The sequence below is a fragment of the Streptomyces sp. NPDC014764 genome (assembly GCF_043082785.1).
GTDB lineage: Bacteria > Actinomycetota > Actinomycetes > Streptomycetales > Streptomycetaceae > Streptomyces > Streptomyces althioticus.
In genome coordinates this window covers 1-24886 of record NZ_JBIBXY010000016.1, presented here as the reverse complement: position 1 = coordinate 24886, position 24886 = coordinate 1, and the positions used below count along the sequence as shown (strand labels likewise).

The following is a 24886-nucleotide window of genomic DNA, read 5'->3' as shown; positions in this document are numbered from 1 at the left end:
GAGGGGCGGCCCTGGGGGAGGGCCGGTGCGGGGCGGGTCCTACGGGGTCGGCTCGGGGAGCGACGTCAGGGCGGTGGCCGCCCGTTCGGTGATCTCCTCGGGGCTGCCCGTCACGTCCACGGCGATCCCGGCCTCGTCCTGCCCCAGCGGCTGGAGCGTGGCGAACTGCGAGTCGAGCAGGGCCGTGGGCATGAAGTGCCCCTTGCGGTGCGACATCCGGTCCTCGACGAGCGCGCGGTCACCGGTGAGGTGCACGAAGACCACGCCGGGCGCGGCGGCCCGCAGCCGGTCGCGGTACGAGCGCTTCAGCGCGGAGCAGCTGACCACGCCCCCCAGACCCGCGCGCCCCTGCGCCCAGTCGCCGATGGCGTCTAGCCACGGCCACCGGTCGTCGTCGGTGAGCGGGGTGCCCGCCGACATCTTGGCGATGTTGCTCTGCGGGTGGAAGTCGTCGCCCTCGGCGTACGGAACGCCGAGGCGGGCCGCGAGCAGGGGACCGATGGTGGTCTTGCCCGTTCCGGCGACGCCCATGACCACGACCACGTGGGGGGTGTTCATCGCTGCCTCACTGTCTGCTGTCCTCGTCGACACCTTGCCGATGATGCCGACCGCAACTGAAACTTATAAGTACGACAACTTCAAGAGGCTGTGACGAATAAGTCTGACTTTTTATCGGTGTGATCCGCCCCGTACTCTGAGTGCATGAGCACCACGGGCCGGGGGCTGCACGGCCGCGTACTGGACACCCTCGGCCCCGAGATCACCGCAGGCGAGTACCCGCCCGGCAGTGTGCTGCGTACCGACGAACTCGCCCAGCGTTTCGACGTGTCGCGCTCGGTGATGCGCGAGGTGGTCCGCGTCCTGGAGTCCATGCACCTGGTGGAGTCCCGCCGACGCGTCGGTGTCACGGTCCTCCCGGCCTGCGAGTGGAACGTCTACGACCCGCAGGTCATCCGCTGGCGCCTGGCCGGCGCCGACCGCCCCCGCCAGCTGCGCTCCCTCACCGTGCTCCGCTCCGCGATCGAACCGGTCGCGGCCGGACTCGCCGCGCGCAACGCCACGGCCGAACAGTGCGCCGAACTCACCGAGTGCGCCCTGGGGATGGTCGCGAACTCACGCGGCCACAAGCTGGAGGGCTACCTCTTCCACGACGTGGCGTTCCACCGCGTCATCCTGACCGCCTCCGGCAACGAGATGTTCGCCCGCCTCGGCGACGTGGTCGCGGAGGTGCTGGCCGGGCGCACCCACCACGACGTGATGTTCGAGGACCCCGACCCGGCCGCCGTCACCCTCCACGTCCAGCTCGCCGAGGCCGTCCGCGCCCGCGACGCCGCCCGCGCGGAGAAACTCACCCGCGAGATCACCGAGGGCGCACTGCAGGAACTCGACATCCTGGCGCCGTAACGCCGCCGGCCCGTCGGTCGTGCCGTCCGTCGGCCGGTCGCGGTCACCGGTCGCCGAAGTGCTCCCGGGCCCGCTCGATGTGCCCCAGGTGCTCGTGCGTCCACCCGCAGATCGCGTCCACCGCGGTGCGCAGCGCGCGGCCCGGTCCGGTGAGGGTGTACTCGACCCGCGGCGGCACGGTGGGGTACACCGTCCGCTCGACCAGGCCGTTGCGCTCCAGCATGCGCAGATTCTGCGTGAGCATCTTGTGGCTGACGCCCTCGACCTCGTCCCGCAGCTCGCTGAACCGCAGGGTTCCCTCACCGAGCGCCTCGATGATCAGCAGCGCCCACTTGTTGGCGACGTCCGAGAAGATCTCCCGCGCCAGGGAGTCCGCGCGCCGCAGATCGGCGTCCTCAGGCAGTCCAGCCAGCACACGCTTGGTCACCATCAGGTTCCCCAGTCACCGAAAAGTGCGTTCTTCCATGTCGGCGCTCACTCTCCTACAGTTCCTGGGTAACGACAAGAGACCGACCGAAAAAGGACGAACCGAACCATGGCCACCAGTGACGTCTTCTCCTACGGAATCCCGGCCGAGAGCGACTTCGGCTACGCGCAGGCGATCCGCTCCGGCGACCTGATCCACGTCTCGGGACAGCTCGCCTTCGACGAGGCGGGCGGGTTCCCGGACCCCGGCGACTTCGCGGCCCAGCTGCGGCGCACGCACGCCAACATGGACCGCGTCCTCGCCCACTACGGGGCCGGCCGGAACCAGATCGTCTCGCAGACCCTCTACGTGGTGGACCTCGGGCGCCACGCCGCGGCCACGGCGGAGGCCAACCTCGCCTACTTCGGCGGCCACCGCCCGGCGAGCACGGTCCTCGGCGTCACCGAACTCACCCTGCCCGGCCAGCTCGTGGAGATCGCCTTCGTCGTCGACACCCGGCTGCCCGCCTGAGCCGGTCCTCGCCGAGGTCCTTCAGCCGAGGAAGTCCCCGTCGACGTACACCCAGGCCCCGTCGACCCGTTCGAAGCGGCTGCGCTCGTGCAGGGAGCCGCCCCGGTACGCGGCGCGGAAGGTCACCGTGCCGGTGGAGTGGAAGGCGGAGCCGTCCTCCGCGGCGAGGATCTCCAGCCCGGTCCACCGCATCGCCGGGTCGAGGTCGAGCCGGGCGGGCCGGGTCCGCGGGTGCCAGGTCCGCAGCAGGTACGCCCCGTCCCGCCGCACGAACGCCGCGTACCGCGACCGCATCAGCCGCTCCGCCGTCGGTGCGGAGGCCGTACCGGCGTGGAAACAGCCGCAGCACTCCTCGTAGGTCCCGGGGAGGCCGCAGGGGCAGGGCGTGCGAGACGACGTCATGGGGCACCTTCCGTACAACGCCCGAGGGCCCCGACCGTCCGGTCGAGGCCCTCGATGAAGCAAGTGTCCGAGGGGGGACTTGAACCCCCACGCCCGATAAAGGGCACTAGCACCTCAAGCTAGCGCGTCTGCCATTCCGCCACCCGGACAAGGTGTCTGTCGCGCGGGCTTCCCCCCGCGGCGACGACATAAACATTACCAGGTGTTCCGGGGTGGCCGATCACCCCCGGGCGCGCCGTCGCGTGAACGGCCTGTGACGGGCCGGGGCGGGTCTTGGGGCCGGCCGCCGGGAGGGGGAGGATGGGGGAGGACCGACCAGCGGGAACACCAGCAGCGGGAGGAAGCACGTGAGCGAGACGGACCCGGCCAAGGGCGTCACCGGTGAGGACGAGGTCGTGGACCTCTGCCGCGAGCTGATCCGGATCGACACCAGCAACTACGGCGACCACTCGGGCCCCGGCGAGCGCAAGGCGGCCGAGTACGTCGCCGAGAAGCTCGCCGAAGTCGGCCTGGAGCCCCAGATCCTCGAGTCCCACCCGGGACGCGCCTCCACGATCGCCCGGATCGAGGGCGAGGACCCGTCGCGGCCCGCCCTGCTCATCCACGGCCACACCGACGTCGTGCCCGCCAACGCGGACGACTGGACCCACCACCCCTTCTCCGGCGAGATCGCCGACGGATGCGTGTGGGGACGCGGGGCCGTCGACATGAAGGACATGGACGCGATGACCCTCGCGGTCGTCCGCGAGCGCATGCGCAGCGGCCGCAAGCCCCCGCGGGACGTCGTCCTCGCCTTCCTCGCCGACGAGGAGGCCGGCGGCACCTACGGCGCCAAACACCTGGTGCACAAGCACCCCGAGCTGTTCGACGGGGTCAGCGAGGCGATCGGCGAGGTCGGCGGGTTCTCCTTCACCGTCAACGAGAAGCTGCGCCTCTACCTCGTCGAGACCGCCGAGAAGGGCATGCACTGGATGCGGCTCACCGTCGACGGCACGGCCGGCCACGGCTCGATGACCAACGACGACAACGCCATCACCGAGCTGTGCGAGGCCGTCGCCCGCCTCGGCCGCCACAAGTGGCCGGTCAGGGTCACCAAGACCGTCCGCGCCTTCCTGGACGAGCTCTCCGACGCGCTCGGCACCGAGCTCGACCCGGAGAACATGGACGAGACCCTCGCCAAGCTCGGCGGCATCGCCCGCATGATCGGCACCACCCTGCGCAACTCCGCCGCGCCCACCCAGCTCGGCGCCGGCTACAAGGTCAACGTCATCCCCGGCCAGGCCACCGCGCACGTCGACGGCCGCTTCCTGCCCGGCTACGAGGAGGAGTTCCTCGCCGACCTCGACCGCATCCTCGGCCCGCGCGTGCGGCGCGAGGACGTGCACTCCGACAAGGCGCTGGAGACCGACTTCGACGGCCGGCTCGTCGACGCCATGCAGACCGCGCTGAGCGCCGAGGACCCCATCGCACGCGCCGTGCCCTACATGCTCTCCGGCGGCACCGACGCCAAGTCCTTCGACGACCTCGGCATCCGCTGCTTCGGCTTCGCGCCGCTGAAGCTGCCGCCGGAGCTGGACTTCGCGGGCATGTTCCACGGCGTCGACGAGCGGGTGCCGGTGGACGGCCTCAAGTTCGGCGTCCGCGTGCTCGACCGGTTCCTGGACGCGTCCTGAGGGGGCGCCTTCCGGCGATCCCGAATATTCGGGCAGACGTGCGGAGTTGACCGGGAAGAGTGAATGCGACCATAAGCTCGTAGCCTCATTACTTCCTCCTCGTTACCCGTGATGTGATCCGCGACTTTGGATCACATTGCCAACTAGGAGGAATACATGCTGAAGAAGGTCGTCGCCGTCGCGGCCGCCACTGGTGGTCTGGTTCTCGCGGGCGCGGGCATGGCCGCCGCCGACTCGGGCGCGCAGGGTGCCGCCGTGCACTCCCCGGGCGTCCTGTCCGGCAACGTCGTGCAGGTGCCGGTTCACGTTCCCGTGAACGTCTGCGGCAACACGATCTCCGTGATCGGGCTGCTGAACCCCGCCTTCGGCAACACCTGCGTCAACGCGTGACGTCGTGTCTCGCCCTCTAGGCATCGCCCGCTGAGGGTTCGAGCCCGTCGGCCCCGGAGCGCGCGCCATGCGCTCCGGGGCCGACCGGTTCCTCATTCGTCGAGAATTCCGGGACACGGCACGCTCCGCGTCCCGGCAGCAGGTCCGAGGACAGGGAATTCAGCAATGCGACAGGTCACCCGCAAGGGCTTGATGACCATGGCCGCCGCCACCGGTGTGCTCGCCGCCGCGGGCGGTGCCGCCGCCCACGCCGACTCAGGCGCGACGGGCGGGGCCAAGGGCTCGCCGGGCGTGCTCTCCGGCAACGTCGTGCAGGCGCCGGTCCACGTGCCGGTGAACGTCTGCGGCAACACGGTCAACGTCGTCGGGGTCCTCAACCCGGCGGTCGGCAACGCCTGCGCCAACAAGGGCGGCTCCGGCCACTACGGCGGCTCGCACGCCCACGGCAAGGCGAGCGACTCGCCCGGCGTGGCCTCCGGCAACGTCGTGCAGGTGCCGGTCCACGTGCCGGTGAACGTCTGCGGCAACAGCATCGACGTCATCGGCGTGGGCAACGGCGCGGCCGGCAACGACTGCGCCAACACGGGACACGGCGGGGGGCACCCGGGTGAGCCGGGTGAGCCCGGTGAGCCGGGCAACCCTGGCGAGCCTGGTGACCCGGGGGAGCCTGGCAACCCCGGTGAGCCCGGCGACCCGGGAGAGCCCGGCAACCCGGGAGAGCCCGGCGACCCGGGAGAGCCTGGCAACCCGGGGGAGCCCGGCAACCCGGGAGAGCCTGGCAACCCTGGTGAGCCCGGCAATCCGGGGGAGCCGGGGAACCCGGGTGAGCCCGGCACCCCGGACTCCCCCTCCACCGGCAACCAGCCGGGCCCGCGGGGCGACGCGCAGCTCGCCGAGACCGGCAGCGAACTGCCGCTCGGCCTCGCGCTGCCGGCCGGCGCGGGTGCGCTGCTCGCCGGCGGCATCCTGTACCGCAGGGCGCGCGCCGCGGCGTGATCTCGGACACACGGAGCGGACCCCGCGACCGACGCGGGGTCCGCTCCGCCCGTTGACTCCGGTCGGGCGCGCCCAGCTCACCAGGTGGCGCGCACCTGGCGGATGATCCGCCGCCGCAGCCGCACTCTGCGGCTGCCGTCACGCATCAGCGTCAGGCGGTGCAACTCCCAGTGACCGTACTCGGCATGGTCCGTCAGCAGACGCGCCGTCTCCTTGCGGGAGACCCCGCGCGGTACGTACACGTCGACAAATTCGTATTCCGGCATCGCATCTATTGTGCGGGCCGGGCCCCGGTACGGATAGCGTCTGCACTATGTCTGATGCTGCGCAGCCCACCGCTGCCGAGGTACGCGCCGCCGCCGAGGCGGTGAAGACCGCGATCGACCGCCACCTGGCCGCGGTCGAGAGCCGGTCGGGTGACGACGACCCGGCCGTCTACGAGGCCTTCAACCAGCTGGCCGCGGCCGCGGAGACGTACGACGAACTGCTCTACGACCGCTACGACGAGGTCACGCCCTTCGAGATCCCCAGTGCCGAGGAGTCCCTGCCCCCGTACGGCGGCCCCGAGGAACCGAACGCCCTCAGCGTGCTGATCCGCCGGGACTACGCCGTCGTCGAGCCGCAGCGGCTGCTGGCGCACGCCCAGCGGATCGAGGAGGCCGACGACGAGAGTTCGGAGGCCTCCAGCACCGTCCACGGCGCGCTCGGCCTGCTGTTCGGGGAGTACGAACCGGACGAGATCGCCTCCCGGCACAAGGAGTTCGGCCTGGAGGAGGGCGACTCCACGCTCTGGGTCACGGCATCGGACGAGATCCCGGACCCCGGCGAGTGGCTCGAGGCCCCCTTCGAGCAGGCGGACCCCGAGGCGGTGGTGTGCCGCTTCGACGTCAGCGCGGTCTTCGACGACGACGCGGACGACGAAGAGGACGACGACGACCTGGAGTCGGTCCTGTCCCCGGACGCGGACGAGGACCTGGAACCCCTGGACGCGGACCGCTGACCCGACACGCGCCGGCGGGGTGCCGTCCTGCCGCGGCCGGCCCGCTCAGCCGGTCGTGTCGCCCGAACCACGCGCTCCGGCATCGCTTGAGCCCTGACACCACCCGCGGCCCTCAGCCCCGGGCGTACGGCCGCGCCGCACCCCGGTCGCACCAGGGTGAGCCCACCGCATGCCGGTCAAGCACGGGGCGCCTGACCGGGGGCGCCCTACTCCGCCGCCCCCGGCAGTTGCGGCGCCAACAGCACCGGCAGACGCGTCGTGCGCGGCTTCGCCGGGATGTCCGTGACCGCTCGCTGGAGGGCCTGGTCGACTCCGTGGACCACCGACAGGTGGCGGTCGGCCCGGCTGAAGGCCGTGTAGATCCAGGGACGGCTCAGGGCGGGGACCGCGTCGCCGGGGAGGACCACGACCGCCGCGGGCCAGCGCGAGCCCACCGCCTGGTGCGCGGTGAGCGCCCACCCGTGGCGGACCGTCTGCTCCACGCGGTCCCGCGGCACGACGACCGTCTCGCCCGCGCAGTCCAGGCGCAGGCCTTCGGCGTCCGCCCCGGCCACACGGCCCGGAAGGGTGCGTCCCGGGGCGGGGGACCAGGCCACCCGGTCTCCGGGGTCGAAGCCGGCGAAGCGGCCGGGACCCGGGTTCAGCCGCTCCTTCAGCGCCGCGTTCAGCACACGCGTGCCGACCGCGCCCCCGTGGCCCGGGGTGATCACCTGCGTCTCCTCGGCCGGCACGCCGATGGCGCGGGGCACCGAGTCCGCCACCAGCTGCACGGCCCGGTGCACCGCCTCGCCCGCGTCCCGCACGGGCACGATGACGACCTCCTTCCCGGGGGCCTCCACCTGGAGCAGCTCGCCGACGCCGATGCCCGAGACCAGCTCGCCCAGCGGCCCCGGATCCGGTCGCCGGGAGGCGACCTGCGGGCAGGCCCGCGCCGCCAGCAGGTCCGCGAACACCCGCCCGGGACCGACCGACCACAGCACCGCCGGATCGCCGGACAGCACCAGCCGCGCCCCGTCCGGCAAGGACTCCGTGAGCAGCGCGGCGGTCTCCACGTCGAGCTGCGGCGCGTCCAGCACCACCAGCAGGTCCACGGCCAGCGCGCCTTCCGGGTCCCGCCCGGGCCCCTCCGCGCCGGACAGCAGCCCGGCGACCGTGACCACACCCGGGCCCTCCACGCGGTTCACGAACCGCTCCCGCCCGACCGGGCTGTGCGTGGCGGCCCAGGCGCGCAGGCCCATGCCGTGCGCCGCGTCCAGCAGCGCCGCCGGCTCCGCCAGCGCGGCCTCCCCGCCGGTGTGCAGCACCAGCCCGTGCCCGGAGGCCGCGCGGATCAGATCGGCCGCGGAGCCCGCCGCCGCGGCGGCGGCCCGCTCCCACTCCTCGGCCGCGCCGTCCTGCTTGGGCGCCGAGTTGATCAGCCGGGCCAGGCCGTCGGCGAGGCTCTCCTCGGCGAGGGCACAGCGCTCCAGACCGACCAGCACCCGGACGGGCTGCTCCTCGTCCTCCCCGACCGGTTCGCCGATCGCGTCCTGGAAGACGAGGACGTCCCCCTCGGCGACGGCGTTCCGCATCGCGTCCTCCGGATCGGGCACGCCCTGACGGCCGAGTGCCTCGGTGAGCGCGGGCATCTCCAGCACCGTGTGCCCGGCGGGCGCGGCCTGTTCCAGCAGCCAGACGGTCAGCGCGCGTCCCCGCCGCTCGTCACCGGGCCCGGCCTCCCCGCCGAGCAGCGTGCGGGCGAACCCGTCCGCCTGCTCGGGCCGGACGCCCGGCACCCGCAGCAGCTGCCAGGGGTCGTCCCGCAGCAGCTCCGCGGCGCTCTCACCCAGGGCCGCGGCGGCCTGCGCGGCGAGCGCGGCGGGAGCGCCGCCCCGCGTCAGCACCTCCCGCACCTCGCCCACGGTGCCCTCGGCGGGCGCGGCCGGTCCCTCGGGGACGACCACCGGGGCCTGCCGCACCGGCTCCGGCGCGGGGCGCCGCGGCGCGGGGCGGGCCTCCTCGAACACGGTGGCCGGCGGCTTCTCACCGCTCTCCACGGCCCGTACGGCGGCGAGCAGTTCGGCCGCCGTGCCGCTCAGCTTGGTGCCGGCCTCGACCGGGCCCTGCCGCTCCGCCTTGCGCCGCTCGATCCGCTCCCGCTCCAGGCGCTGCGCGGCCAGCTCCGCCTCGGCCTCGGACACCTGCGTGCCCTCGGCGGGCGTGCCGTCGGCGGGCGTGCCGTCGTCCGCGCTCCTCGGCTCCTCAGGGGTCTCCGGCGTGCTCACAGCGTGCTCCAGTCGTGATCGGGATAGCGGTGCACCGGAGCCGACACGTCGTCGAGCGCCCGGCAGATCTCGTCAGGAAGACTAAGCGCCTCCACTGACAACGCCGCCGTGAGCTGCTGCGCCGTGCGCGCGCCGATGATGGGGGCGGTCACGCCGGGCCGGTCGCGGACCCAGGCGAGCGCGACCTGGAGCGCGGTCACGGCGAGGCCGTCCGCCGCGGTCGTCACCGCGTCGACGATCCGGCTCGCCGTGTCGTCCAGGTACGGCGCGACGAACGGCGCGAGATGCTCCGACGCGCCGCGTGAGTCGGCCGGGGTGGCGTCCCCGCGGTACTTGCCGGTGAGCACGCCCCGCCCGAGCGGGGAGGACGGCAGCATGCCGATGCCGAGGTCGAGCGCGGCGGGCAGCACCTCCCGCTCCACCCCGCGCTGGAGCAGCGAGTACTCCATCTGGGTGCTCGCCAGGCGAGTGCGCGCGCCAGGCCCGGCGAGCTGCCAGGTCGCGGCCTTGGCGAGCTGCCAGCCGCAGAAGTTGGACACGCCCGCGTACCGCACGCGCCCGCTGGATACGGCGATGTCCAGCGCCTGGAGCGTCTCCTCCAGCGGCGTGGCCGGATCGTAGGCGTGGACGTGCCACACGTCGACGTAGTCCGTGCCGAGGCGCGCGAGCGAGGCGTCGAGCGCGGAGAGCAGATGGCCGCGCGAGCAGTCGAACCGGCGGTCCGGGTCGGGCACGCTGCCGGCCTTCGTCGAGATCACCAGGTCCCGGCGCGGCACCAGGCCGTCCATCAGCTGCCCGAGCAGGTACTCGGCCTCCCCGTCGCCGTACACGTCGGCCGTGTCGACCAGCGTCCCGCCCGCGTCCCAGAACGTCTTCAAGAGCTCTGCCGCGTCGTGCTCGTCCGTGTCACGGCCCCAGGTGAGGGTCCCGAGCCCGATCCGGGACACACGCAGGCCGGTACGGCCGAGATGCCTCTGCTCCATGAACGCCGAGATTACTGGCCAGAGCTGAGCGTGTGGGGGCCTGTGGACAACCGTTTCCCGGGCGTCCGGCACCTCGCAAGCGCTCGGCCGGACCCGTGCGGCCGTACCTCCCCGCACCCCCTGCCTCGCGGGCGTGGGAGGTATAAGGTCTGCGCAAGTCACGTTACTGATCGGTAAGGGGAGACGGCCATGCAGCTAGGTATCAACCTCGGCTACTGGGGCGCCGGAATGGACGCGGACAACCTCGCCGTGGCCCAGGAGGCGGACCGCCTCGGCTACGCGGTCTGCTGGGCCGCCGAGGCCTACGGCTCCGACGCCGCCACCGTCCTCGCCTACGTCGCCGCCCGCACCGAGCGCATCGACGTCGGTTCGGCCATCTTCCAGATCCCGGCCCGCCAGCCGGCCATGACCGCGATGACCGCGGCCACCCTCGACTCGCTCTCCGAGGGCCGCTTCCGTCTCGGCCTCGGCGTCTCCGGCCCCCAGGTCTCGGAGGGCTGGTACGGCGTCAAGTTCGACAAGCCGCTCGCCCGCACCCGCGAGTACGTCGGGATCATCCGCAAGGCGATGACCCGCGAGCGCCTCTCCTTCGAGGGCGAGCACTGGACCCTGCCCCTCCCCGGCGGCCCGGGCAAGCCCCTCAAGCTCACCGTGCACCCGCAGCGCGAGCACATCCCGCTGTACATCGCCGCGATCGGCCCGAAGAACCTCGAGCAGACCGGTGAGATCGCCGACGGCGCCCTGCTGATCTTCCCCTCCGCCGACCACCTGGAGGAGACCGCCGTCAGGCACATCCGCGCGGGCCGCGAGAAGGCCGGCAAGACCCTCGACGGCTTCGACGTCTGCCCGACCGTCCCGCTCGCCGTGGGCGACGACAAGGACGTGGCCACCCTCGCCGACACCTTCCGCCCCTACACGGCGCTGTACGTCGGCGGCATGGGCAGCCGCAAGCAGAACTTCTACAACCAGCTCGCCCAGCGCATGGGCTACGAGCGGGAGGCCGCCGAGATCCAGGACAAGTACCTGTCCGGCGACAAGCAGGGCGCTGCCGCCGCCGTCCCGCACGACCTGATCGACAGCACCACCCTGCTCGGCTCGGTCGACCGCATCGCCGACCGCATGAAGGCCTACGCGGCCGCCGGGGTCACCACCCTCACCCTCGCCCCGGCCGGCTTCACCCTCGACGAGCGGCTGGCCTCGCTGCGCGCCGGCGTCGAGGCCCTGGAGCGCGCGGGCCTGGCCTGACCCGTCAGGCCGCCGCCGCGTCCCCCGCGGCGGCGGCCAGGTCCCGCGGCCGTGGTGGGGGCTCGGGGGTCGACCCCGCCACGGCCGTCATCCACAACAACGCCCGCGACCCGCCAGGGTTACGCGCCCCGCGCGCCCCTCACCACAGGCGCCCGCGAGCCCCCGCACGCGCGCGTCCGAGTCCTCCGCCCACCGCCCGGCACGTACGCCAATCGGCGGAGTTGTCGGCCGCACCTGTTGCCGCGCCCCCCGAGCCGCATTTGACTCATTCTCTGCGACGACTGTGGACGTGCGGACCGCGGAACCGCGGACGCCGCGGAGAGGTGGGCCCCATGCTGTCGGCGAAGAGCCTGTTCCAGGAGATCCTCGACCACGACGAGTCCTTCGCGCTGTTCTGCTCGATCGCGGCGAGCGGCGAGTCCCAGGGCGGCTGGGAGAACGCCCGCATCGCCGCGCTCGTGCCCGAGACGCAGCGCGACCTCGCCCCCAAGATCACCCGGCACGGCGCCGACGAGGACAAGCACGGCCGCATCTTCAACGCCCTGCTCAAGAAGCGCGGACTGGACCCCGTCCCGGTGCCCCCGGAGACCGACTACACGATGCTGCTGGAGCGGAACGGCATCGGCCTGGCCCACGACAAGCTCAGGCGCGACGAGCCGCTGACCGTCCAGGACATCGTGACCTACCTCGCCCACAGCCGGGTCACCGAGCAGCGCGCCTCCGAGCAGATGGAGCTGCTGCGCAAGCACTTCGCCGACCACCCCGACCTCGGCCGCGCGGTGCGGATGATCTCCAACGACGAGGACAACCACCTCGCCTACTGCCACGAGGAACTGCTCCGCTTCGCCTACGCCGGACACGGCCGCGCCATCCAGCGCACGCTGCGCGAGTGCGCGCTCGCCGAGATCCGTGTCTACCGCGACGTCAGCCTCGCGGTGATGGGTCACATGGGCCGCGTCCTCGGCTGGCCGAAGCCCAAGGCGGCGCTGCTCGCGGCGGGCATCCACGCCGTGTACCTGTACGAGCGCCTCGGCGGCTGGCGCCGGATGGTCTCGCTGCGGATGCCCGAGCGGCGCGACGCGCTGGGCGGTCCCGCCACCCCGGAGCCGGAAGCGGCCTGACCGTCCCGCGGTCGTCCGCTACAGCCACCCCCGGCGTTTGAACGTGCGGAACAGCACCACCTCCAGCGCGGCCATCAACGCGATCACCACCGGGTACGACCACGTCCAGTGCAGCTCGGGCATGTGCTCGAAGTTCATGCCGTAGATCCCCGCGATCATCGTGGGGACCACGGCCATCGCCGCCCATGCGGAGATCTTGCGCATGTCGTCGTTCTGCTGGACGCCGACCTGCGCCAGGTGCGCCGACAGCACGTCCGACACCAGCCGGTCCAGGCCCTCCACCGACTCGTTGACGCGGGTGAGGTGGTCGTGGACGTCACGGAAGTACGGACGCGCCCCCTCCTCCACGAACGGCACCCGCGACCCCGACGCGCCGGCCCCCGCCAGCCGGGCCATGGGCGCCGTCAGCGGCACCGTCGCCCGGCGGAACTCCAGGATCTGGCGCTTGAAGCCGTAGATCCGGGACGCCGTGTGCCGCGAGCCGCCCGCGTCGGGGGTGAAGACCTCCGTCTCCAGCTCCTCCAGGTCGGTCTGCAGCTCGGTCGCCACCTCCAGGTAGTGGTCGACGACGGCGTCGGCGACCGCGTACAGCACCGCCGTCGCCCCCTCCTGCTGGAGCTCCGGCTCCCGCTCCAGCCGCTCCCGTACCGCGTCCAGCGGGGCGCCCCGGCCGTGCCGTACGCTCACCGCGAACGAGTCGCCGAGGAAGATCATGATCTCGCCGGACGACACCGTGTCGCTGTCCGGCTCGTACACCACCGGCTTCAGGACCACGAAGACCGAGTCGTCGTAGACCTCCAGCTTGGGCCGCTGATGCGCCTTGAGGGCGTCCTCCACGGCCAGCGGATGCAGCCCGAACTCCCGCGCGACCAGGTCGAACTCCTCGGCCGTCGGCTCGTGCAGCCCGATCCAGACGAAACCTCCCGCCGACCGTGCCTGCTCCAGCGCGTCGGAGAAGTCCTGGGACCCCTCCGACCTGTGCCCCTCCCGGTAGACGCCACAGTCGACGATCACGAAGCATGTCCTCCCGTCCCGGCAGCCGGTCTGCCGTCCCGTATCCGTCCCGCCCTCGTCCTCATGCCCCGGTTCCCGCGTACGCCCGTACGCCTACCCTGGGCGGCATGCCCACGTTGCTCCTGGTCCGGCACGGACGATCCACCGCCAACACCGAGGGACTGCTCGCCGGCTGGACGCCCGGCGTGCACCTCGACGACCGCGGGACCGCACAGGCCGCCGCACTGCCCGGACGGCTCGCGCCGCTGCCGCTGGCCGAGGTCGTCACCAGCCCGCTCGACCGCTGCCGGGAGACCGTCGGCCCACTGCTCCGGGCCCGCCCCGGCCTCACCCACCACACCGACGAACGCATCGGCGAGTGCCACTACGGCGACTGGACCGGACGCAAGCTCGCCGAGCTCAAGGACGAGCCGCTCATGGAGGTCGTGCAGGCGCACCCGTCCGCCGCGGCCTTCCCCGGCGGGGAGTCCATGCGCGCCATGCAGACGCGCGCCGCCGAGGCGGTGCGCGAGTGGAACGCGCGCGTGGAGCGCGACCACGGACCCGACGCCGTGTATCTGATGTGCTCGCACGGCGACATCATCAAGTCTCTGGTGGCGGACGCCCTCGGACTTCATCTCGACCTCTTCCAGCGGATCTCCGTCGAACCGTGTTCCATCACCGCGATCCGTTACACCCGGCTGCGGCCGTTTCTCCTGCGCCTCGGCGACACCGGCGACCTCGCGTCCCTGGCGCCGCGCGAGGAGCCGCCGGCCGGCGACGCCACCGTGGGGGGCGACGCGGGCGCACCGTGATCGTTCCCCGCAGTAGGGTGAAGCGACCGCGGAGTTGCGCTCCGATCCACCCCTCGCCCGTACCCCGACTCTCAATGGAGACAGGACGTGTCCCGTCAGGTGTTCCTCTACGACCAACCGGAACGTTTCGTGGCCGGCACGGTCGGACTGCCAGGGCGCCGTACGTTCTTCCTCCAGGCCACCGCCGGCTCCCGGGTGACCAGCGTGGCCCTGGAGAAGACCCAGGTGGCGGCGCTCGCCGAACGGATGGACGAGCTGCTCGACGAAGTGGTGCGCCGCAGCGGCGGCAGCGCCGCGGTGCCCGCGATGGCGCCGGCCGAGATCACCGACACCGCGCCGCTGGACACCCCCGTCGAGGAGGAGTTCCGCGTCGGCACCATGGCGCTCGCCTGGGACGGCGAGGAGCAGCGCATGATCGTGGAGGCGCAGGCCCTCGTCGAGCTGGACGCCGACTCCGACGAGGACCTCGCCGAGGCGGAGGAGCGGCTCCTCCAGGACGAGGAGAACGGCCCGCCGATGCTCCGCGTCATGCTCACCGGGACACAGGCGCGGGCCTTCGCCAAGCGCGCCCTGGACGTCGTCAACGCGGGGCGGCCGCCGTGCCCGCTGTGCAGCCTCCCGCTCGACCCGGAAGGACACGTATGTCCGCGCCAGAACGGATACCGCCGCGGAGCGTGACCGCCACCGACCCGGCCGCGGCCGAACTGCTGGCCCGCGGTGAGCTGACCGTGCGCGGCCGCATCCGCGAGGCGTCGAACGCCGCGCTGTACTGCACCGTCACCCACGGGGACCGCGAGGCCGCCTGCGTCTACAAGCCGGTCGCGGGGGAGCGGCCGCTGTGGGACTTCCCCGACGGCACCCTCGCCGGGCGCGAGGTCGCCGCGTACGAGGTCTCCCGGGCGACCGGCTGGGACCTGGTGCCGCCCACCGTGCTGCGCGACGGCCCGTACGGCGAGGGCATGTGCCAGCTGTGGGTCGAGACCGCGCCCGGCGACGAGCTGCTCGCCCTGGTGGACGGCGAGGAACCGGAACCGGGCTGGAAGGCGATCGGCTTCGCCGAGGTCGGCGAGGGCCGCACCGCGCTGCTCGTGCACGCCGACGACGAGCGGCTGCGCCGTCTCTCCGTGCTGGACGCGGTGATCAACAACGCCGACCGCAAGGGCGGGCACCTGCTGCCCACGGCGGAGGGCGTGCTGTACGGCATCGACCACGGGGTCACCTTCAACACCGAGAACAAGCTGCGCACGCTCCTGTGGGGCTGGGCGGGGGAGCCGCTGACCGAGGAGGCCCTGGACGTCCTCAAGGGCCTCAGGGACGCCCTCGCGCCCTCCGGGCCCCTCAATGCGGTTCTCACCCCGCTGATCACCCCCTCGGAGATCGACGCCACCCGCGCCCGCGTGGACGCCCTGCTCGGCTCCGGCACGCACCCGCAACCGGGCACCGAGTGGCCCGCCATCCCCTGGCCGCCGGTCTGACCGTGACGGAGGCCGGAGGAGGCACACGGCGCGGCGACGCGCAAGAACGCCTTCCCGGCCATACGGCCCGCTCCGGTTCGTATCCGGAACTGCGGTCCGGTTAGGCTCGTGACATGCATGCCTGGCCCGCTTCCGAAGTCCCCGCCCTGCCCGGTCAGGGCCGCGACCTGAGGATCCACGACACCGCGACCGACGGTCCTGTCACCCTCGACCCCGGCCCCGTCGCCCGTCTCTACGTCTGCGGCATCACGCCCTACGACGCCACCCACATCGGACACGCGGCGACCTACAACGCGTTCGACCTGGTGCAGCGCGTGTGGCTCGACAACAAGCGGCAGGTTCACTACGTCCAGAACGTCACCGACGTCGACGACCCGCTGCTGGAGCGGGCCGAGCGCGACGGCGTCGACTGGACCGCGCTCGCCGAGCAGGAGACCGCCCTGTTCCGCGAGGACATGACGGCCCTGCGGATGCTGCCGCCCCGGCACTACATAGGCGCGGTCGAGGCCATACCCGGCATCGTCCCGATCGTCGAGCGGCTCCGTGAGCTCGGCGCCACCTACGAGATCGACGGCGACATCTACTTCTCCGTCGAGTCCGACCGGCACTTCGGCCAGGTATCCCACCTGGACGCGGCCGCCATGCGGATGCTGTCCGCCGAACGCGGCGGCGACCCGGACCGCCCGGGCAAGAAGAACCCCGTCGACCCGATGCTCTGGATGGCCGCCCGCGAGGGCGAGCCGAGCTGGGACGGCGGCTCGCTCGGCCGCGGCCGGCCCGGCTGGCACATCGAGTGCGTGGCCATCGCCCTCGACCACCTGGGCATGACCTTCGACATCCAGGGCGGCGGCTCCGACCTGGTCTTTCCGCACCACGAGATGGGCGCCTCGCACGCACAGGTGCTCACCGGCGAGTACCCGATGGCCAAGGCGTACGTGCACGCCGGCATGGTCGCCCTGCACGGCGAGAAGATGTCCAAGTCCAAGGGCAACCTGGTCTTCGTCTCCCGGCTGCGGCGTGAGGGCGTCGACCCGGCGGCGATCCGCCTGGCGCTCCTCGCCCACCACTACCGCTCCGACTGGGAGTGGACCGACCAGGTCCTCCAGGACGCCGTGACCCGCCTCGACCACTGGCGCGCCGCGGTCTCCCGCCCCGACGGCCCGCCCGCCGAGGCGCTCGTCGAGGAGATCCGCGACGCCCTCGCGGACGACCTGAACGCCCCGGCCGCGCTCGCCGCCGTCGACCGCTGGACCGTCCTCCAGGAGCAGACCGGCGGCACCGACACCGGCGCACCCGGCGTCGTCTCCCGCGCCGTGGACGCCCTCCTGGGCGTCGCCCTTTAGGGAAGCGCCCCCAAGGCGCGCGGGGAACTGCGCGAGCGACCACGGCCGGTCCGCACCCCGCGTACAACCGTGCCCGGCACGGCGCCGGCGAGACACACGAAGCGCCGGCGAGACACACGAAGGGGGCGCCCCGATCCTCGATCGGGGCGCCCCCTTCGTGTTGTCCCGTCACTCCTCCGGCGACTCGTCGCCGTCCTGCTCCGTCTCCTGCCGGGGCGGCTTCGGCGGACGCGACCGCCCGCCCGGCCCGTCACGCCGGTAGGACGGCCCCTCCGTGCCGTCGGCGGTGGCATGACCGCCCGGCGGCCCCGACGCCCCGTCACGCCGCCGCAGGTACCGCTCGAACTCCCGGGCGATCGCCTCGCCGGACGCCTCCGGCAGCTCCGCGGTGTCCCGCGCCTCCTCCAGCGTCTGCACGTACTCGGCGACCTCGCTGTCCTCCGCGGCCAGCTGGTCCACACCCACCTGCCAGGCGCGCGCGTCCTCGGGCAGCTCGCCCAGCGGGATCCGCACGTCGATCAGGTCCTCGAGCCGGTTCAGCAGCGCCAGCGTGGCCTTCGGGTTGGGCGGCTGCGACACGTAGTGCGGGACCGCCGCCCACAGCGACACCGCGGGCACGCCCGCGTGCGTGCACGCCTCCTGGAGGATGCCGACGATGCCCGTGGGCCCCTCGTACTTGGTCTCCTCGAGGTCCATGCGACGGGCCAGGTCCGGGTCGGACGTGGTCCCGCTGATCGGAACCGGACGGGTGTGCGGGGTGTCACCGAGCAGCGCGCCCAGCACCACCACCAGCTCCACGCCCAGCTCGTGAGCGAAGCCGAGGATCTCGTTGCAGAACGAGCGCCAGCGCATGGACGGTTCGATGCCGCGCACCAGCACCAGGTCGCGCGGTTTCTCGCCGCCCACCCGCACCACCGACAGCCGCGTCGTCGGCCAGGTGATCTTCCGCACGCCGTTCTCCAGGAACACCGTGGGGCGGTTGACCTGGAAGTCGTAGTAGTCCTCGGCGTCGAGCGCCGCGAACACCTCGCCCTTCCACTCCCTGTCCAGATGCGCGACCGCGGTGGAGGCGGCGTCACCGGCGTCGTTCCAGCCCTCGAACGCGGCCACCATGACCGGGTCGATCAGCTCGGGAACCCCCTCGAGCTCGATCACCCAGCGCCTCCTTCCGACGTGCCCTCGCGTACGCACCAACCTTACGGCGTGTCCGCGGGGGCTCCCGCAGCTCCCCGCACACGGGGGAGTGCCCCATCACTGCCCCGCACGGCGCCGGGAAACACCCCGCACGCGGACCGCGGAACGCGGTGGGGGGCGGCCCGTCGGCGCGGGCCGCCCCCCACCGCGCGCCGGCTCCCGTGCGGGGAGCCGGCACGGGAGAGCCGTCACTTCTTGTCGAGCAGCTCCTGCACGTCCGCCCGTACCTCGTCCGTGGCCAGGCCACGGATGGTCAGGGTGGTGCGGCGGCGCAGCACGTCGTCCGCCGTCTCGGCCCACTCGTGGTCCCGGGCCCAGACGACCTGCGCCCAGATCTCCGGGGCGTCCGGGTGGACGCGCCGGGCCAGCGCCGGGTCCTCGTTCGCCAGGCGGGCGATGTCGAAGGCCAGCGACCCGTAGTGGGTGGCAAGGTGGCGGGCGGTGTCCGCCGCCATGCGCGGACCGGGCGCCGGCCCGTCCACCAGCAGACGGTGGGCGACGGCGCGCGGGTTGGCCACGCCGGGCAGCGGCAGCTTCTTCGGCAGGGCGCCGACCGGCTCGAAGTCCTCGCCCAGCGGGTGGCCGGGCAGTTCCTGGAGCTTGCGCATCACCGTGCGGCCGATGTGGCGGAACGTGGTCCACTTGCCGCCGGCGACGGACAGCATCCCGCCCTTGCCCTCGGTGACCACCGTCTCGCGCTTGGCCTTCGCCGTGTCGCCGGGGCCGCCGGGCAGCACCCGCAGACCGGCGAAGGAGTACGTGATCAGATCACGGTCGAGCTGCTGGTCGCGGATGGAGAACGCGGCCTCGTCGAGTATCTGCGCGATGTCCTTCTCGTTCACCGCGACGTCCGCCGGGTCGCCCTCGTACTCCTCGTCCGTGGTGCCGAGCAGCAGCATGTCCTCCCAGGGGAGGGCGAAGGTGATCCGGTACTTGTCGATCGGCGTGGCCAGCGCGGCCTTCCACGGGGCGGTCCGCTTCAGGACCAGGTGGGCGCCCTTCGACAGCCGGATCGACGGGGCCGCGTCCGGGTCCTCCATGCGGCGCAGGTGGTCTACCCACGGGCCGGTCGCGTTGAGCACCAGCCGAGCGTCGACGCCGAACTCGTCGCCGGAGAGACGGTCCCGCAGCTCGGCGCCGGTGACCCGGCCCTTGGTGAAGCGCAGGCCCGTCACCTCGGCGTGGTTGAGGACCACCGCGCCCGAGTCGGCCGCCGCGCGGACCGTCATCAGCGCCATGCGCGCGTCGTTCATCTGGTCGTCGCCGTACACGGCCACGGCCTTGAGGTTCTCGGTGCGCAGCTCCGGCACGTCCTGCGCGGCCTTCGCCGGCGACAGCAGGTGGCCCACGCCGTCACCGAAGGCCGACAGCGCCGAGTAGGCGAACACTCCGGCCCCGAGCTTCGCCGCGCCGTGCGGCCCGCCCTTGTACACGGGGAGGTAGAACGTGAGCGGGTTCGCCAGGTGGGGGGCCACCTGGCGGGAGACCGCACGGCGCTCGAAGTGGTTCTCCGCCACCAGCTTCACCGCGCCGGTCTGCAGGTAGCGCAGACCGCCGTGGAGCAGCTTGGAGGAAGCGGAGGAGGTAGCTCCGGCGAAGTCACCGGCGTCCACCAGGGCCACCCTGAGACCGGACTGCGCGGCGTGCCAGGCGGTGGAGATGCCCAGGATGCCGCCGCCGATGACGAGGAGGTCGTACGACGCCTTGGAGAGCTGCTCCCGGGTCTCGGCGCGGCTCGGATTCGGGCCGGACGCCGGGTGCGTCCCCAGGGCAGGTACGGAGTGCAGGGTGGCTTGGGTGGTCATGGCGTTTCTACTCCTCGTCCTCGAGCCAGCCCATGGTCCGCTCGACGGCCTTGAGCCAGCTCTTGTACTCACGGTCGCGGGTGTCCGCGTCCATGCGGGGGGTCCACTCGGCGGCCCTGCGCCAGTTGGCGCGCAGGTCGTCGGTGCTGTTCCAGAAGCCGACGGCCAGGCCGGCGGCGTAGGCGGCGCCGAGGCAGGTGGTCTCGGCGACCATCGGGCGCACCACGGGGGCGTCCACGAAGTCGGCGAGGGTCTGCATCAGCAGGTTGTTGGAGGTCATGCCGCCGTCGACCTTGAGGGCGGCGAGTTCCACGCCGGAGTCCTTCGTCATGGCGTCGGCGATCTCCCGCGTCTGCCAGGCGGTGGCCTCCAGGACGGCGCGCGCGAGGTGCGCCTTGGTGACGTACCGGGTGAGGCCGGCGATCACACCGCGGGCGTCGGAGCGCCAGTACGGGGCGAACAGACCGGAGAAGGCCGGCACGAAGTAGGCGCCGCCGTTGTCCTCGACGGACAGCGCCAGGGTCTCGATCTCGGCGGCGGTGGAGATCAGGCCCATCTGGTCGCGCATCCACTGCACCAGCGAACCGGTGACGGCGATCGAGCCCTCCAGGGCGTAGACCGTGTCCTGGTCGCCGATCTTGTAGCCGACCGTGGTCAGCAGGCCGCTGTAGGAGTTGATCAGCTTGTCGCCGGTGTTCATCACCATGAAGGTGCCGGTGCCGTAGGTCGACTTGGTCTCGCCCTCGGCGAAGCAGGTCTGACCGAACAGCGCCGCCTGCTGGTCGCCGAGCGCAGAGGCGACCGGGATGCCGCCGAGCAGGTCGCCCAGCTTGCCGCCCTTGATCTCGCCGTAGACCTCGGCGGAGGAGCGGATCTCGGGCAGCATCGGCGTCGGGACGCCGATCGACTCGGCGATCTTCGCGTCCCACTGCATGGTGTGCAGGTTCATCAGCATGGTGCGGGAGGCGTTGGTGACGTCGGTGACGTGCCGGCCGCCGTCCGTTCCGCCCGTGAGATTCCAGATGACCCATGTGTCCATGGTGCCGAAAAGAATGTCTCCCGCCTCCGCACGCTCCTTCAGACCCTCGACGTTGTCGAGCAGCCAGCGCGCCTTGGGACCGGCGAAATAGGAGGCCAGGGGCAGGCCGGTCTCGCGGCGGAAGCGGTCCTGGCCGACGTTGCGGCCCAGCTCACGGCAGAGGGCGTCGGTGCGGGTGTCCTGCCAGACGATCGCGTTGTGGACCGGCTCACCGGTGTTCTTGTCCCACAGCACGGTGGTCTCGCGCTGGTTGGTGATGCCGATGGCCTTGATGTCGTCCCGGGTGATGCCGGCCTTGGCGACGGCGCCGGCCACCACCTCCTGGACGTTCGTCCAGATCTCGGTGGCGTCGTGCTCCACCCAGCCGGGCTTGGGGAAGATCTGCTCGTGCTCCTTCTGGTCGACGGAGACGATGCGCCCGTCGCGGTCGAAGACGATGCAGCGGGAAGAGGTGGTGCCCTGGTCGATCGCGGCGATGAACGGGCCGGCGGTGTGGGCGTCGGTCACGGTGTGCTCCTGAACGTTCCTTGGTTACGGGGCAGTGGGTACGGCGCTTGCTGCAACGATCGCGTCTACGCGAAGGCGATGTTGTAGACGCCGGCCGCGATGGCGCCGCCGATCAGCGGACCGGCCACCGGGACCCAGGCGTACGACCAGTCGGAGCCGCCCTTGTTGGGCAGCGGCAGCAGGGCGTGGACGATACGGGGGCCGAGGTCGCGGGCGGGGTTGATCGCGTAACCGGTCGGGCCGCCGAGCGACAGACCGATCGAGACGACCACGAGCGCCGTGATCAGGCCGCCCAGTACGCCGAGGCCGTTGCCCGCGTCGTTCAGGCCCTGCGTGAGGATGGCGAGCAGCAGCACGAAGGTGCCGATGATCTCCGTGGCGAGGTTCTGCACCGTGTGCCGGATCTCCGGGCCGGTGGCGAAGACGCCGAGCACCGGGCCCGCGCCCTTCTCCTGCGCCTCGACGGCCTTGGCGGCGGTCGTCTGGGCACCCGGGCCGCCCACGATCTCCTTGTCGGTGAGGTGGGCGTGGAACTGGCCGTAGTACGCCAGCCACACCAGCGTGGCGCCGATCATCGCACCGAGGATCTGTGCGGCGAAGTAGGTCGGAACGTTGGCCCACCCGCCGTCCTTGATGGCGAGCGCCAGGGTCACGGCCGGGTTCAGATGGGCGCCGGAGAGCGGCCCCGATATGTAGACCGCCGTCATGACGGCGAAGCCCCAGCCGAAGGCGATGGCGAGCCAGCCGGCGTTACGGGCCTTGGAGGCCTTGAGCGTCACGGCGGCACACACACCGCCGCCGAGCAGGATGAGTATGGCGGTACCGATGGTCTCGCCGATGAAGATGTCGGAGCTGGACACCCGCGACTCCTTTGTCCTTCGTCCAGGGATGCCGACCCCCGGGTCCCTCCGGGGATTGGCGCCCTCAGGGTGAGAGCGTTGCCGGCCCTTGGCGTTGTCCCACTCTAGCGCGTATTGCCGGTAGGTGTTCGACAATGCCGACCGATGGACGGGAGTCTTGCCCGGTGCCGGTGATGCGTCAAGGGTCTCGGTTGTCGAAAAGTGCGATCGTTACTGATCGCCGTGGCTGCGGATCGGAACCGATTGCTGCCCGTCTTCGTGCAGGCGCATGCCTGGGGCCCGGCCCGCCCTCAGGCGTCCGGGTGCTGTGTCGTCCGATGTCCGGAGTGCGGCCGGGGTCCGCTCGGAAGCGTCCGGTGTGCGGAGTGCGGCCGGCGGGGCATGCTCGGAGGCGTCCGGTGTCCGGAGTGCGGGGCCAGCTCAGAAGCGTGCGGCGCCCAGGTCCCGCGACACCGCGCGGGCGCAGTCCCGTACCGCCGCGATCAGCTCGGGCCGCAGCTCGCCGTCCTTGCGCAGCCGTTCCACGGCACCTGTGATGCCGACCGCCCCGACCGGCATGCGCCGCCGGTCGTGGATGGGCGCGGCCAGCGAGGCCACGCCCTCCCAGGTCTCCTCCACGTCCGCTGCGTAACCCCGCGCGCGGGTGAGGTCGAGGATCCCCTCGAAGGCCTCGACGTCGCACACCGTGCGGTCGGTGAACGCCTTGCGGTCGGCCTCCAGGGCCTCGCTGTGTGCGACCGGGTCGTAGGCCGCCAGCACCTTGCCCAGGGCCGTGGAGTGCAGCGGCTGCATGGCGCCGATCTCCAGCACCTGCCTGCTGTCGTCGGGCCGGAACACGTGGTGCACGATCAGCACGCCCTGTTGGTGCAGCACCCCGAGATGGACGCTCTCCCCGCTGGAGCGGGCCAGGTCGTCCGTCCATACGAGGGCACGGGCCCGCAGCTCGTGCACGTCCAGGTAGGTGGTGCCCAGGCGCAGCAGCTCCGCGCCCAGCTGGTAGCGGCCGGAGGGCTCGTCCTGCTCCACGAACCCCTCTTGCTGGAGGGTGCGCAGGATGCCGTGGGCGGTGCCCTTGGCGAGGCCCAGCGAGGAGGCGATGTCCGAGAGGCCGAGCCGTCGCTCGCCGCCCGCCAGCAGGCGCAGCATCGCTGCCGCCCGTTCGAGCGACTGGATGTTCCGTGCCATCGCCGTACTGCCTCCGTCCCCTTCGAGCGCCGACTCACGACGTCGCTGCCACTGTTCGGCAATGCCGAACACTACCGGTCGATGCCGACCCTTCGCTAATGGTCGGTGATGATCGGTCGCGTTCTCCCCGCCCCGACCGTCGCCCGTCGGCCATCTTCGTCCGGCCCGTGGACGCCTCCGACGCCAGGGGGCGGTCCCGGATACCCTGACGGCGTGCGCCCTGCCGGGGAAGCTCGAACAGGTGACTTTTCCGGGCAGCCGCAAAGCCGACAGCCGTCGCACCTGAGGGAGCCCCTTTCATGGCCTCGTTGCCGCTGACCCCTTCCGCCGACAGCCGGACCCGTGTGTCCGCGCTCCGAGAGGCCCTGGCCACCCGTGTGGTGGTCGCCGACGGAGCGATGGGCACGATGCTCCAGGCCCAGGACCCCACCCTCGAGGACTTCCAGAACCTCGAGGGCTGCAACGAGATCCTGAACCTGACCCGCCCCGACATCGTCCGTTCGGTCCATTCGGAGTATTTCGACGCGGGCGTCGACTGCGTCGAGACGAACACGTTCGGCGCCAACCTCACCGCATTGGGCGAATACGACATCCCCGAGCGCGTGCTGGAACTGTCCGAGGCGGGCGCCCGCATCGCCCGCGAGACGGCCGACGAGTTCACCGGCCGCGACGGCCGGCCGCGCTGGATCCTGGGATCCATGGGCCCGGGCACCAAGCTGCCCACCCTCGGCCACACCACCTTCGGCGCCATCCGCGACGCCTACCAGCAGAACGCGGAGGGCCTGCTCGCCGGCGGCGCCGACGCGCTGCTCGTGGAGACGACGCAGGACCTGCTGCAGACCAAGGCGTCCGTGATCGCCGCCCGCCGCGCCATGGAGGCCGTCGGCCTCGAGGTGCCGCTGATCGTGTCGGTGACGGTGGAGACCACCGGCACCATGCTGCTCGGCTCGGAGATCGGCGCGGCGCTGACCGCGCTGGAGCCGCTGGGCATCGACATGATCGGCCTGAACTGCGCGACCGGACCGGCCGAGATGAGCGAGCACCTGCGCTACCTGGCCCGTCACTCCCGTGTCCCGCTGTCGTGCATGCCGAACGCCGGCCTGCCCGAGCTGACCAAGGACGGCGCGCATTACCCGCTGACCGCGCCGCAGCTGGCGGATGCGCAGGAGACGTTCGTGCGGGAGTACGGGCTGTCGCTGGTGGGTGGCTGCTGCGGTACCACGCCGGAGCATCTGCGGCGGCTGGTGGAGCGGGT

At 72.2% G+C, this 24886-nt stretch carries 25 protein-coding genes and 1 tRNA gene; 13 read left to right on the top strand and 13 right to left on the bottom strand.

What is annotated here, in order from left to right; translation table 11 throughout:
* Window positions 1-39: 39 nt before the first annotated feature.
* Entirely contained in the window at window positions 40-558 is a 519-nt protein-coding gene (locus ACF1AG_RS27920) for a gluconokinase (protein ID WP_359605739.1), read from the bottom strand.
* Between the two features lie 144 nt (window positions 559-702).
* On the opposite strand from ACF1AG_RS27920, the gene ACF1AG_RS27915 reads away from it, so the two are divergent.
* Window positions 703-1404: an FCD domain-containing protein gene (locus ACF1AG_RS27915; RefSeq protein WP_359750686.1), complete on the top strand. Its 702-nt coding sequence runs from the start codon at window positions 703-705 to the stop codon at window positions 1402-1404.
* A gap of 43 nt (window positions 1405-1447) precedes the next feature.
* On the opposite strand, the gene ACF1AG_RS27910 is transcribed toward ACF1AG_RS27915, so the two are convergent.
* Window positions 1448-1834, bottom strand: a complete 387-nt coding sequence (locus tag ACF1AG_RS27910) for a helix-turn-helix domain-containing protein (protein ID WP_359750688.1) — start codon at window positions 1832-1834, stop codon at window positions 1448-1450.
* 105 nt (window positions 1835-1939) lie between these two features.
* Here ACF1AG_RS27910 and ACF1AG_RS27905 point away from each other — a divergent pair, with 105 nt between their 5' ends.
* Window positions 1940-2341: a RidA family protein gene (locus tag ACF1AG_RS27905; protein ID WP_391810582.1), complete on the top strand. Its 402-nt coding sequence runs from the start codon at window positions 1940-1942 to the stop codon at window positions 2339-2341.
* A gap of 21 nt (window positions 2342-2362) precedes the next feature.
* Here the strand turns inward: ACF1AG_RS27905 and ACF1AG_RS27900 are convergent, their stop codons facing one another.
* Both ACF1AG_RS27900 and ACF1AG_RS27895 read right to left on the bottom strand, forming a co-directional pair.
* Window positions 2363-2743 carry a YchJ family protein gene (locus ACF1AG_RS27900; RefSeq protein ID WP_391810581.1) on the bottom strand — a complete coding sequence of 127 codons (381 nt, stop codon included), beginning with the start codon at window positions 2741-2743 and terminating at the stop codon, window positions 2363-2365.
* Between the two features lie 64 nt (window positions 2744-2807).
* Window positions 2808-2892 (bottom strand) — tRNA-Leu (locus ACF1AG_RS27895).
* 198 nt (window positions 2893-3090) lie between these two features.
* Between ACF1AG_RS27895 and ACF1AG_RS27890 the strand changes: the two genes are divergently transcribed.
* The 3 genes from ACF1AG_RS27890 to ACF1AG_RS27880 all read left to right on the top strand — a co-directional run bounded on the left by ACF1AG_RS27890 (window position 3091) and on the right by ACF1AG_RS27880 (window position 5802).
* Window positions 3091-4416 carry a M20/M25/M40 family metallo-hydrolase gene (locus ACF1AG_RS27890; protein WP_359605749.1) on the top strand — a complete coding sequence of 442 codons (1326 nt, stop codon included), beginning with the start codon at window positions 3091-3093 and terminating at the stop codon, window positions 4414-4416.
* Window positions 4417-4572: 156 nt separating this feature from the next.
* The gene (gene chpH, locus ACF1AG_RS27885; protein WP_006135972.1) at window positions 4573-4806 is read left to right on the top strand and encodes a chaplin ChpH; all 234 of its coding nucleotides are present in this window, start codon (window positions 4573-4575) and stop codon (window positions 4804-4806) included.
* A gap of 165 nt (window positions 4807-4971) precedes the next feature.
* A complete protein-coding gene (locus tag ACF1AG_RS27880) occupies window positions 4972-5802 on the top strand; it encodes a chaplin family protein (protein WP_391810580.1) in 831 nt (276 codons plus the stop codon).
* 77 nt (window positions 5803-5879) lie between these two features.
* Here ACF1AG_RS27880 and ACF1AG_RS27875 read toward each other — a convergent pair whose 3' ends face one another.
* Window positions 5880-6068: a DUF5703 family protein gene (locus ACF1AG_RS27875; RefSeq protein WP_387796655.1), complete on the bottom strand. Its 189-nt coding sequence runs from the start codon at window positions 6066-6068 to the stop codon at window positions 5880-5882.
* Between the two features lie 47 nt (window positions 6069-6115).
* On the opposite strand from ACF1AG_RS27875, the gene ACF1AG_RS27870 reads away from it, so the two are divergent.
* A complete protein-coding gene (locus ACF1AG_RS27870) occupies window positions 6116-6802 on the top strand; it encodes a hypothetical protein (RefSeq protein ID WP_359605753.1) in 687 nt (228 codons plus the stop codon).
* A gap of 206 nt (window positions 6803-7008) precedes the next feature.
* On the opposite strand, the gene ACF1AG_RS27865 is transcribed toward ACF1AG_RS27870, so the two are convergent.
* Window positions 7009-9078, bottom strand: a complete 2070-nt coding sequence (locus tag ACF1AG_RS27865; protein WP_387796893.1) for a helix-hairpin-helix domain-containing protein — start codon at window positions 9076-9078, stop codon at window positions 7009-7011.
* A complete protein-coding gene (locus ACF1AG_RS27860) occupies window positions 9063-10049 on the bottom strand; it encodes an aldo/keto reductase (protein WP_359607113.1) in 987 nt (328 codons plus the stop codon). Before ACF1AG_RS27860 ends, ACF1AG_RS27865 begins: the two co-directional genes overlap by 16 nt.
* Before the next feature lie 189 nt (window positions 10050-10238).
* On the opposite strand from ACF1AG_RS27860, the gene ACF1AG_RS27855 reads away from it, so the two are divergent.
* A complete protein-coding gene (locus ACF1AG_RS27855; RefSeq protein WP_391810579.1) occupies window positions 10239-11294 on the top strand; it encodes an LLM class F420-dependent oxidoreductase in 1056 nt (351 codons plus the stop codon).
* A gap of 332 nt (window positions 11295-11626) precedes the next feature.
* A complete protein-coding gene (locus tag ACF1AG_RS27850; RefSeq protein ID WP_359607110.1) occupies window positions 11627-12415 on the top strand; it encodes a ferritin-like domain-containing protein in 789 nt (262 codons plus the stop codon).
* 18 nt (window positions 12416-12433) lie between these two features.
* Here ACF1AG_RS27850 and corA read toward each other — a convergent pair whose 3' ends face one another.
* Window positions 12434-13429, bottom strand: coding sequence for a magnesium/cobalt transporter CorA (corA, locus tag ACF1AG_RS27845; protein ID WP_359607108.1), 996 nt, complete (start codon window positions 13427-13429; stop codon window positions 12434-12436).
* A gap of 107 nt (window positions 13430-13536) precedes the next feature.
* Between corA and ACF1AG_RS27840 the strand changes: the two genes are divergently transcribed.
* The 4 genes from ACF1AG_RS27840 to mshC all read left to right on the top strand — a co-directional run bounded on the left by ACF1AG_RS27840 (window position 13537) and on the right by mshC (window position 17041).
* Window positions 13537-14223: a histidine phosphatase family protein gene (locus ACF1AG_RS27840; RefSeq protein ID WP_391810578.1), complete on the top strand. Its 687-nt coding sequence runs from the start codon at window positions 13537-13539 to the stop codon at window positions 14221-14223.
* Between the two features lie 87 nt (window positions 14224-14310).
* Window positions 14311-14901 carry a DUF3090 domain-containing protein gene (locus tag ACF1AG_RS27835; RefSeq protein ID WP_359607104.1) on the top strand — a complete coding sequence of 197 codons (591 nt, stop codon included), beginning with the start codon at window positions 14311-14313 and terminating at the stop codon, window positions 14899-14901.
* Complete coding sequence (locus ACF1AG_RS27830; protein WP_359607103.1) at window positions 14865-15698, top strand: SCO1664 family protein; 834 nt, start codon at window positions 14865-14867, stop codon at window positions 15696-15698. Before ACF1AG_RS27835 ends, ACF1AG_RS27830 begins: the two co-directional genes overlap by 37 nt.
* Before the next feature lie 113 nt (window positions 15699-15811).
* Window positions 15812-17041, top strand: a complete 1230-nt coding sequence (gene mshC, locus ACF1AG_RS27825) for a cysteine--1-D-myo-inosityl 2-amino-2-deoxy-alpha-D-glucopyranoside ligase (RefSeq protein WP_359607101.1) — start codon at window positions 15812-15814, stop codon at window positions 17039-17041.
* Between the two features lie 168 nt (window positions 17042-17209).
* Here the strand turns inward: mshC and ACF1AG_RS27820 are convergent, their stop codons facing one another.
* From ACF1AG_RS27820 to ACF1AG_RS27800, 5 genes are all read right to left on the bottom strand, one after another.
* Complete coding sequence (locus ACF1AG_RS27820) at window positions 17210-18196, bottom strand: PAC2 family protein (protein ID WP_359608201.1); 987 nt, start codon at window positions 18194-18196, stop codon at window positions 17210-17212.
* 227 nt (window positions 18197-18423) lie between these two features.
* Window positions 18424-20040 (bottom strand): FAD-dependent oxidoreductase, encoded by a 1617-nt coding sequence (locus tag ACF1AG_RS27815; protein WP_391810577.1) that lies wholly within the window; start codon window positions 20038-20040, stop codon window positions 18424-18426.
* 7 nt (window positions 20041-20047) lie between these two features.
* On the bottom strand, window positions 20048-21586 hold the full coding sequence (gene glpK / locus ACF1AG_RS27810) for a glycerol kinase GlpK (RefSeq protein ID WP_359607737.1): 1539 nt from the start codon (window positions 21584-21586) through the stop codon (window positions 20048-20050).
* 65 nt (window positions 21587-21651) lie between these two features.
* Window positions 21652-22446, bottom strand: a complete 795-nt coding sequence (locus ACF1AG_RS27805) for an MIP/aquaporin family protein (protein ID WP_359607739.1) — start codon at window positions 22444-22446, stop codon at window positions 21652-21654.
* Window positions 22447-22866: 420 nt separating this feature from the next.
* Window positions 22867-23631 (bottom strand): IclR family transcriptional regulator, encoded by a 765-nt coding sequence (locus ACF1AG_RS27800; protein ID WP_359607741.1) that lies wholly within the window; start codon window positions 23629-23631, stop codon window positions 22867-22869.
* Between the two features lie 299 nt (window positions 23632-23930).
* On the opposite strand from ACF1AG_RS27800, the gene ACF1AG_RS27795 reads away from it, so the two are divergent.
* Window positions 23931-24886 (top strand): homocysteine S-methyltransferase family protein (locus ACF1AG_RS27795; protein WP_391810576.1); only part of this gene is annotated, 956 nt, incomplete at its 3' end.

Coding starts and splice junctions, on each gene's coding strand:
- ACF1AG_RS27920 (WP_359605739.1), bottom strand. CDS start 558: ATGAACACCCCCCACGTGGTCGTGGTCATGGGCGTCGCCGGAACGGGC.
- ACF1AG_RS27915 (WP_359750686.1), top strand. CDS start 703: ATGAGCACCACGGGCCGGGGGCTGCACGGCCGCGTACTGGACACCCTC.
- ACF1AG_RS27910 (WP_359750688.1), bottom strand. CDS start 1,834: ATGGTGACCAAGCGTGTGCTGGCTGGACTGCCTGAGGACGCCGATCTG.
- ACF1AG_RS27905 (WP_391810582.1), top strand. CDS start 1,940: ATGGCCACCAGTGACGTCTTCTCCTACGGAATCCCGGCCGAGAGCGAC.
- ACF1AG_RS27900 (WP_391810581.1), bottom strand. CDS start 2,743: ATGACGTCGTCTCGCACGCCCTGCCCCTGCGGCCTCCCCGGGACCTAC.
- chpH (WP_006135972.1), top strand. CDS start 4,573: ATGCTGAAGAAGGTCGTCGCCGTCGCGGCCGCCACTGGTGGTCTGGTT.
- ACF1AG_RS27880 (WP_391810580.1), top strand. CDS start 4,972: ATGCGACAGGTCACCCGCAAGGGCTTGATGACCATGGCCGCCGCCACC.
- ACF1AG_RS27875 (WP_387796655.1), bottom strand. CDS start 6,068: ATGCCGGAATACGAATTTGTCGACGTGTACGTACCGCGCGGGGTCTCC.
- ACF1AG_RS27870 (WP_359605753.1), top strand. CDS start 6,116: ATGTCTGATGCTGCGCAGCCCACCGCTGCCGAGGTACGCGCCGCCGCC.
- ACF1AG_RS27860 (WP_359607113.1), bottom strand. CDS start 10,049: ATGGAGCAGAGGCATCTCGGCCGTACCGGCCTGCGTGTGTCCCGGATC.
- ACF1AG_RS27855 (WP_391810579.1), top strand. CDS start 10,239: ATGCAGCTAGGTATCAACCTCGGCTACTGGGGCGCCGGAATGGACGCG.
- ACF1AG_RS27850 (WP_359607110.1), top strand. CDS start 11,627: ATGCTGTCGGCGAAGAGCCTGTTCCAGGAGATCCTCGACCACGACGAG.
- ACF1AG_RS27840 (WP_391810578.1), top strand. CDS start 13,537: ATGCCCACGTTGCTCCTGGTCCGGCACGGACGATCCACCGCCAACACC.
- ACF1AG_RS27830 (WP_359607103.1), top strand. CDS start 14,865: ATGTCCGCGCCAGAACGGATACCGCCGCGGAGCGTGACCGCCACCGAC.
- mshC (WP_359607101.1), top strand. CDS start 15,812: ATGCATGCCTGGCCCGCTTCCGAAGTCCCCGCCCTGCCCGGTCAGGGC.
- ACF1AG_RS27815 (WP_391810577.1), bottom strand. CDS start 20,040: ATGACCACCCAAGCCACCCTGCACTCCGTACCTGCCCTGGGGACGCAC.
- ACF1AG_RS27800 (WP_359607741.1), bottom strand. CDS start 23,631: ATGGCACGGAACATCCAGTCGCTCGAACGGGCGGCAGCGATGCTGCGC.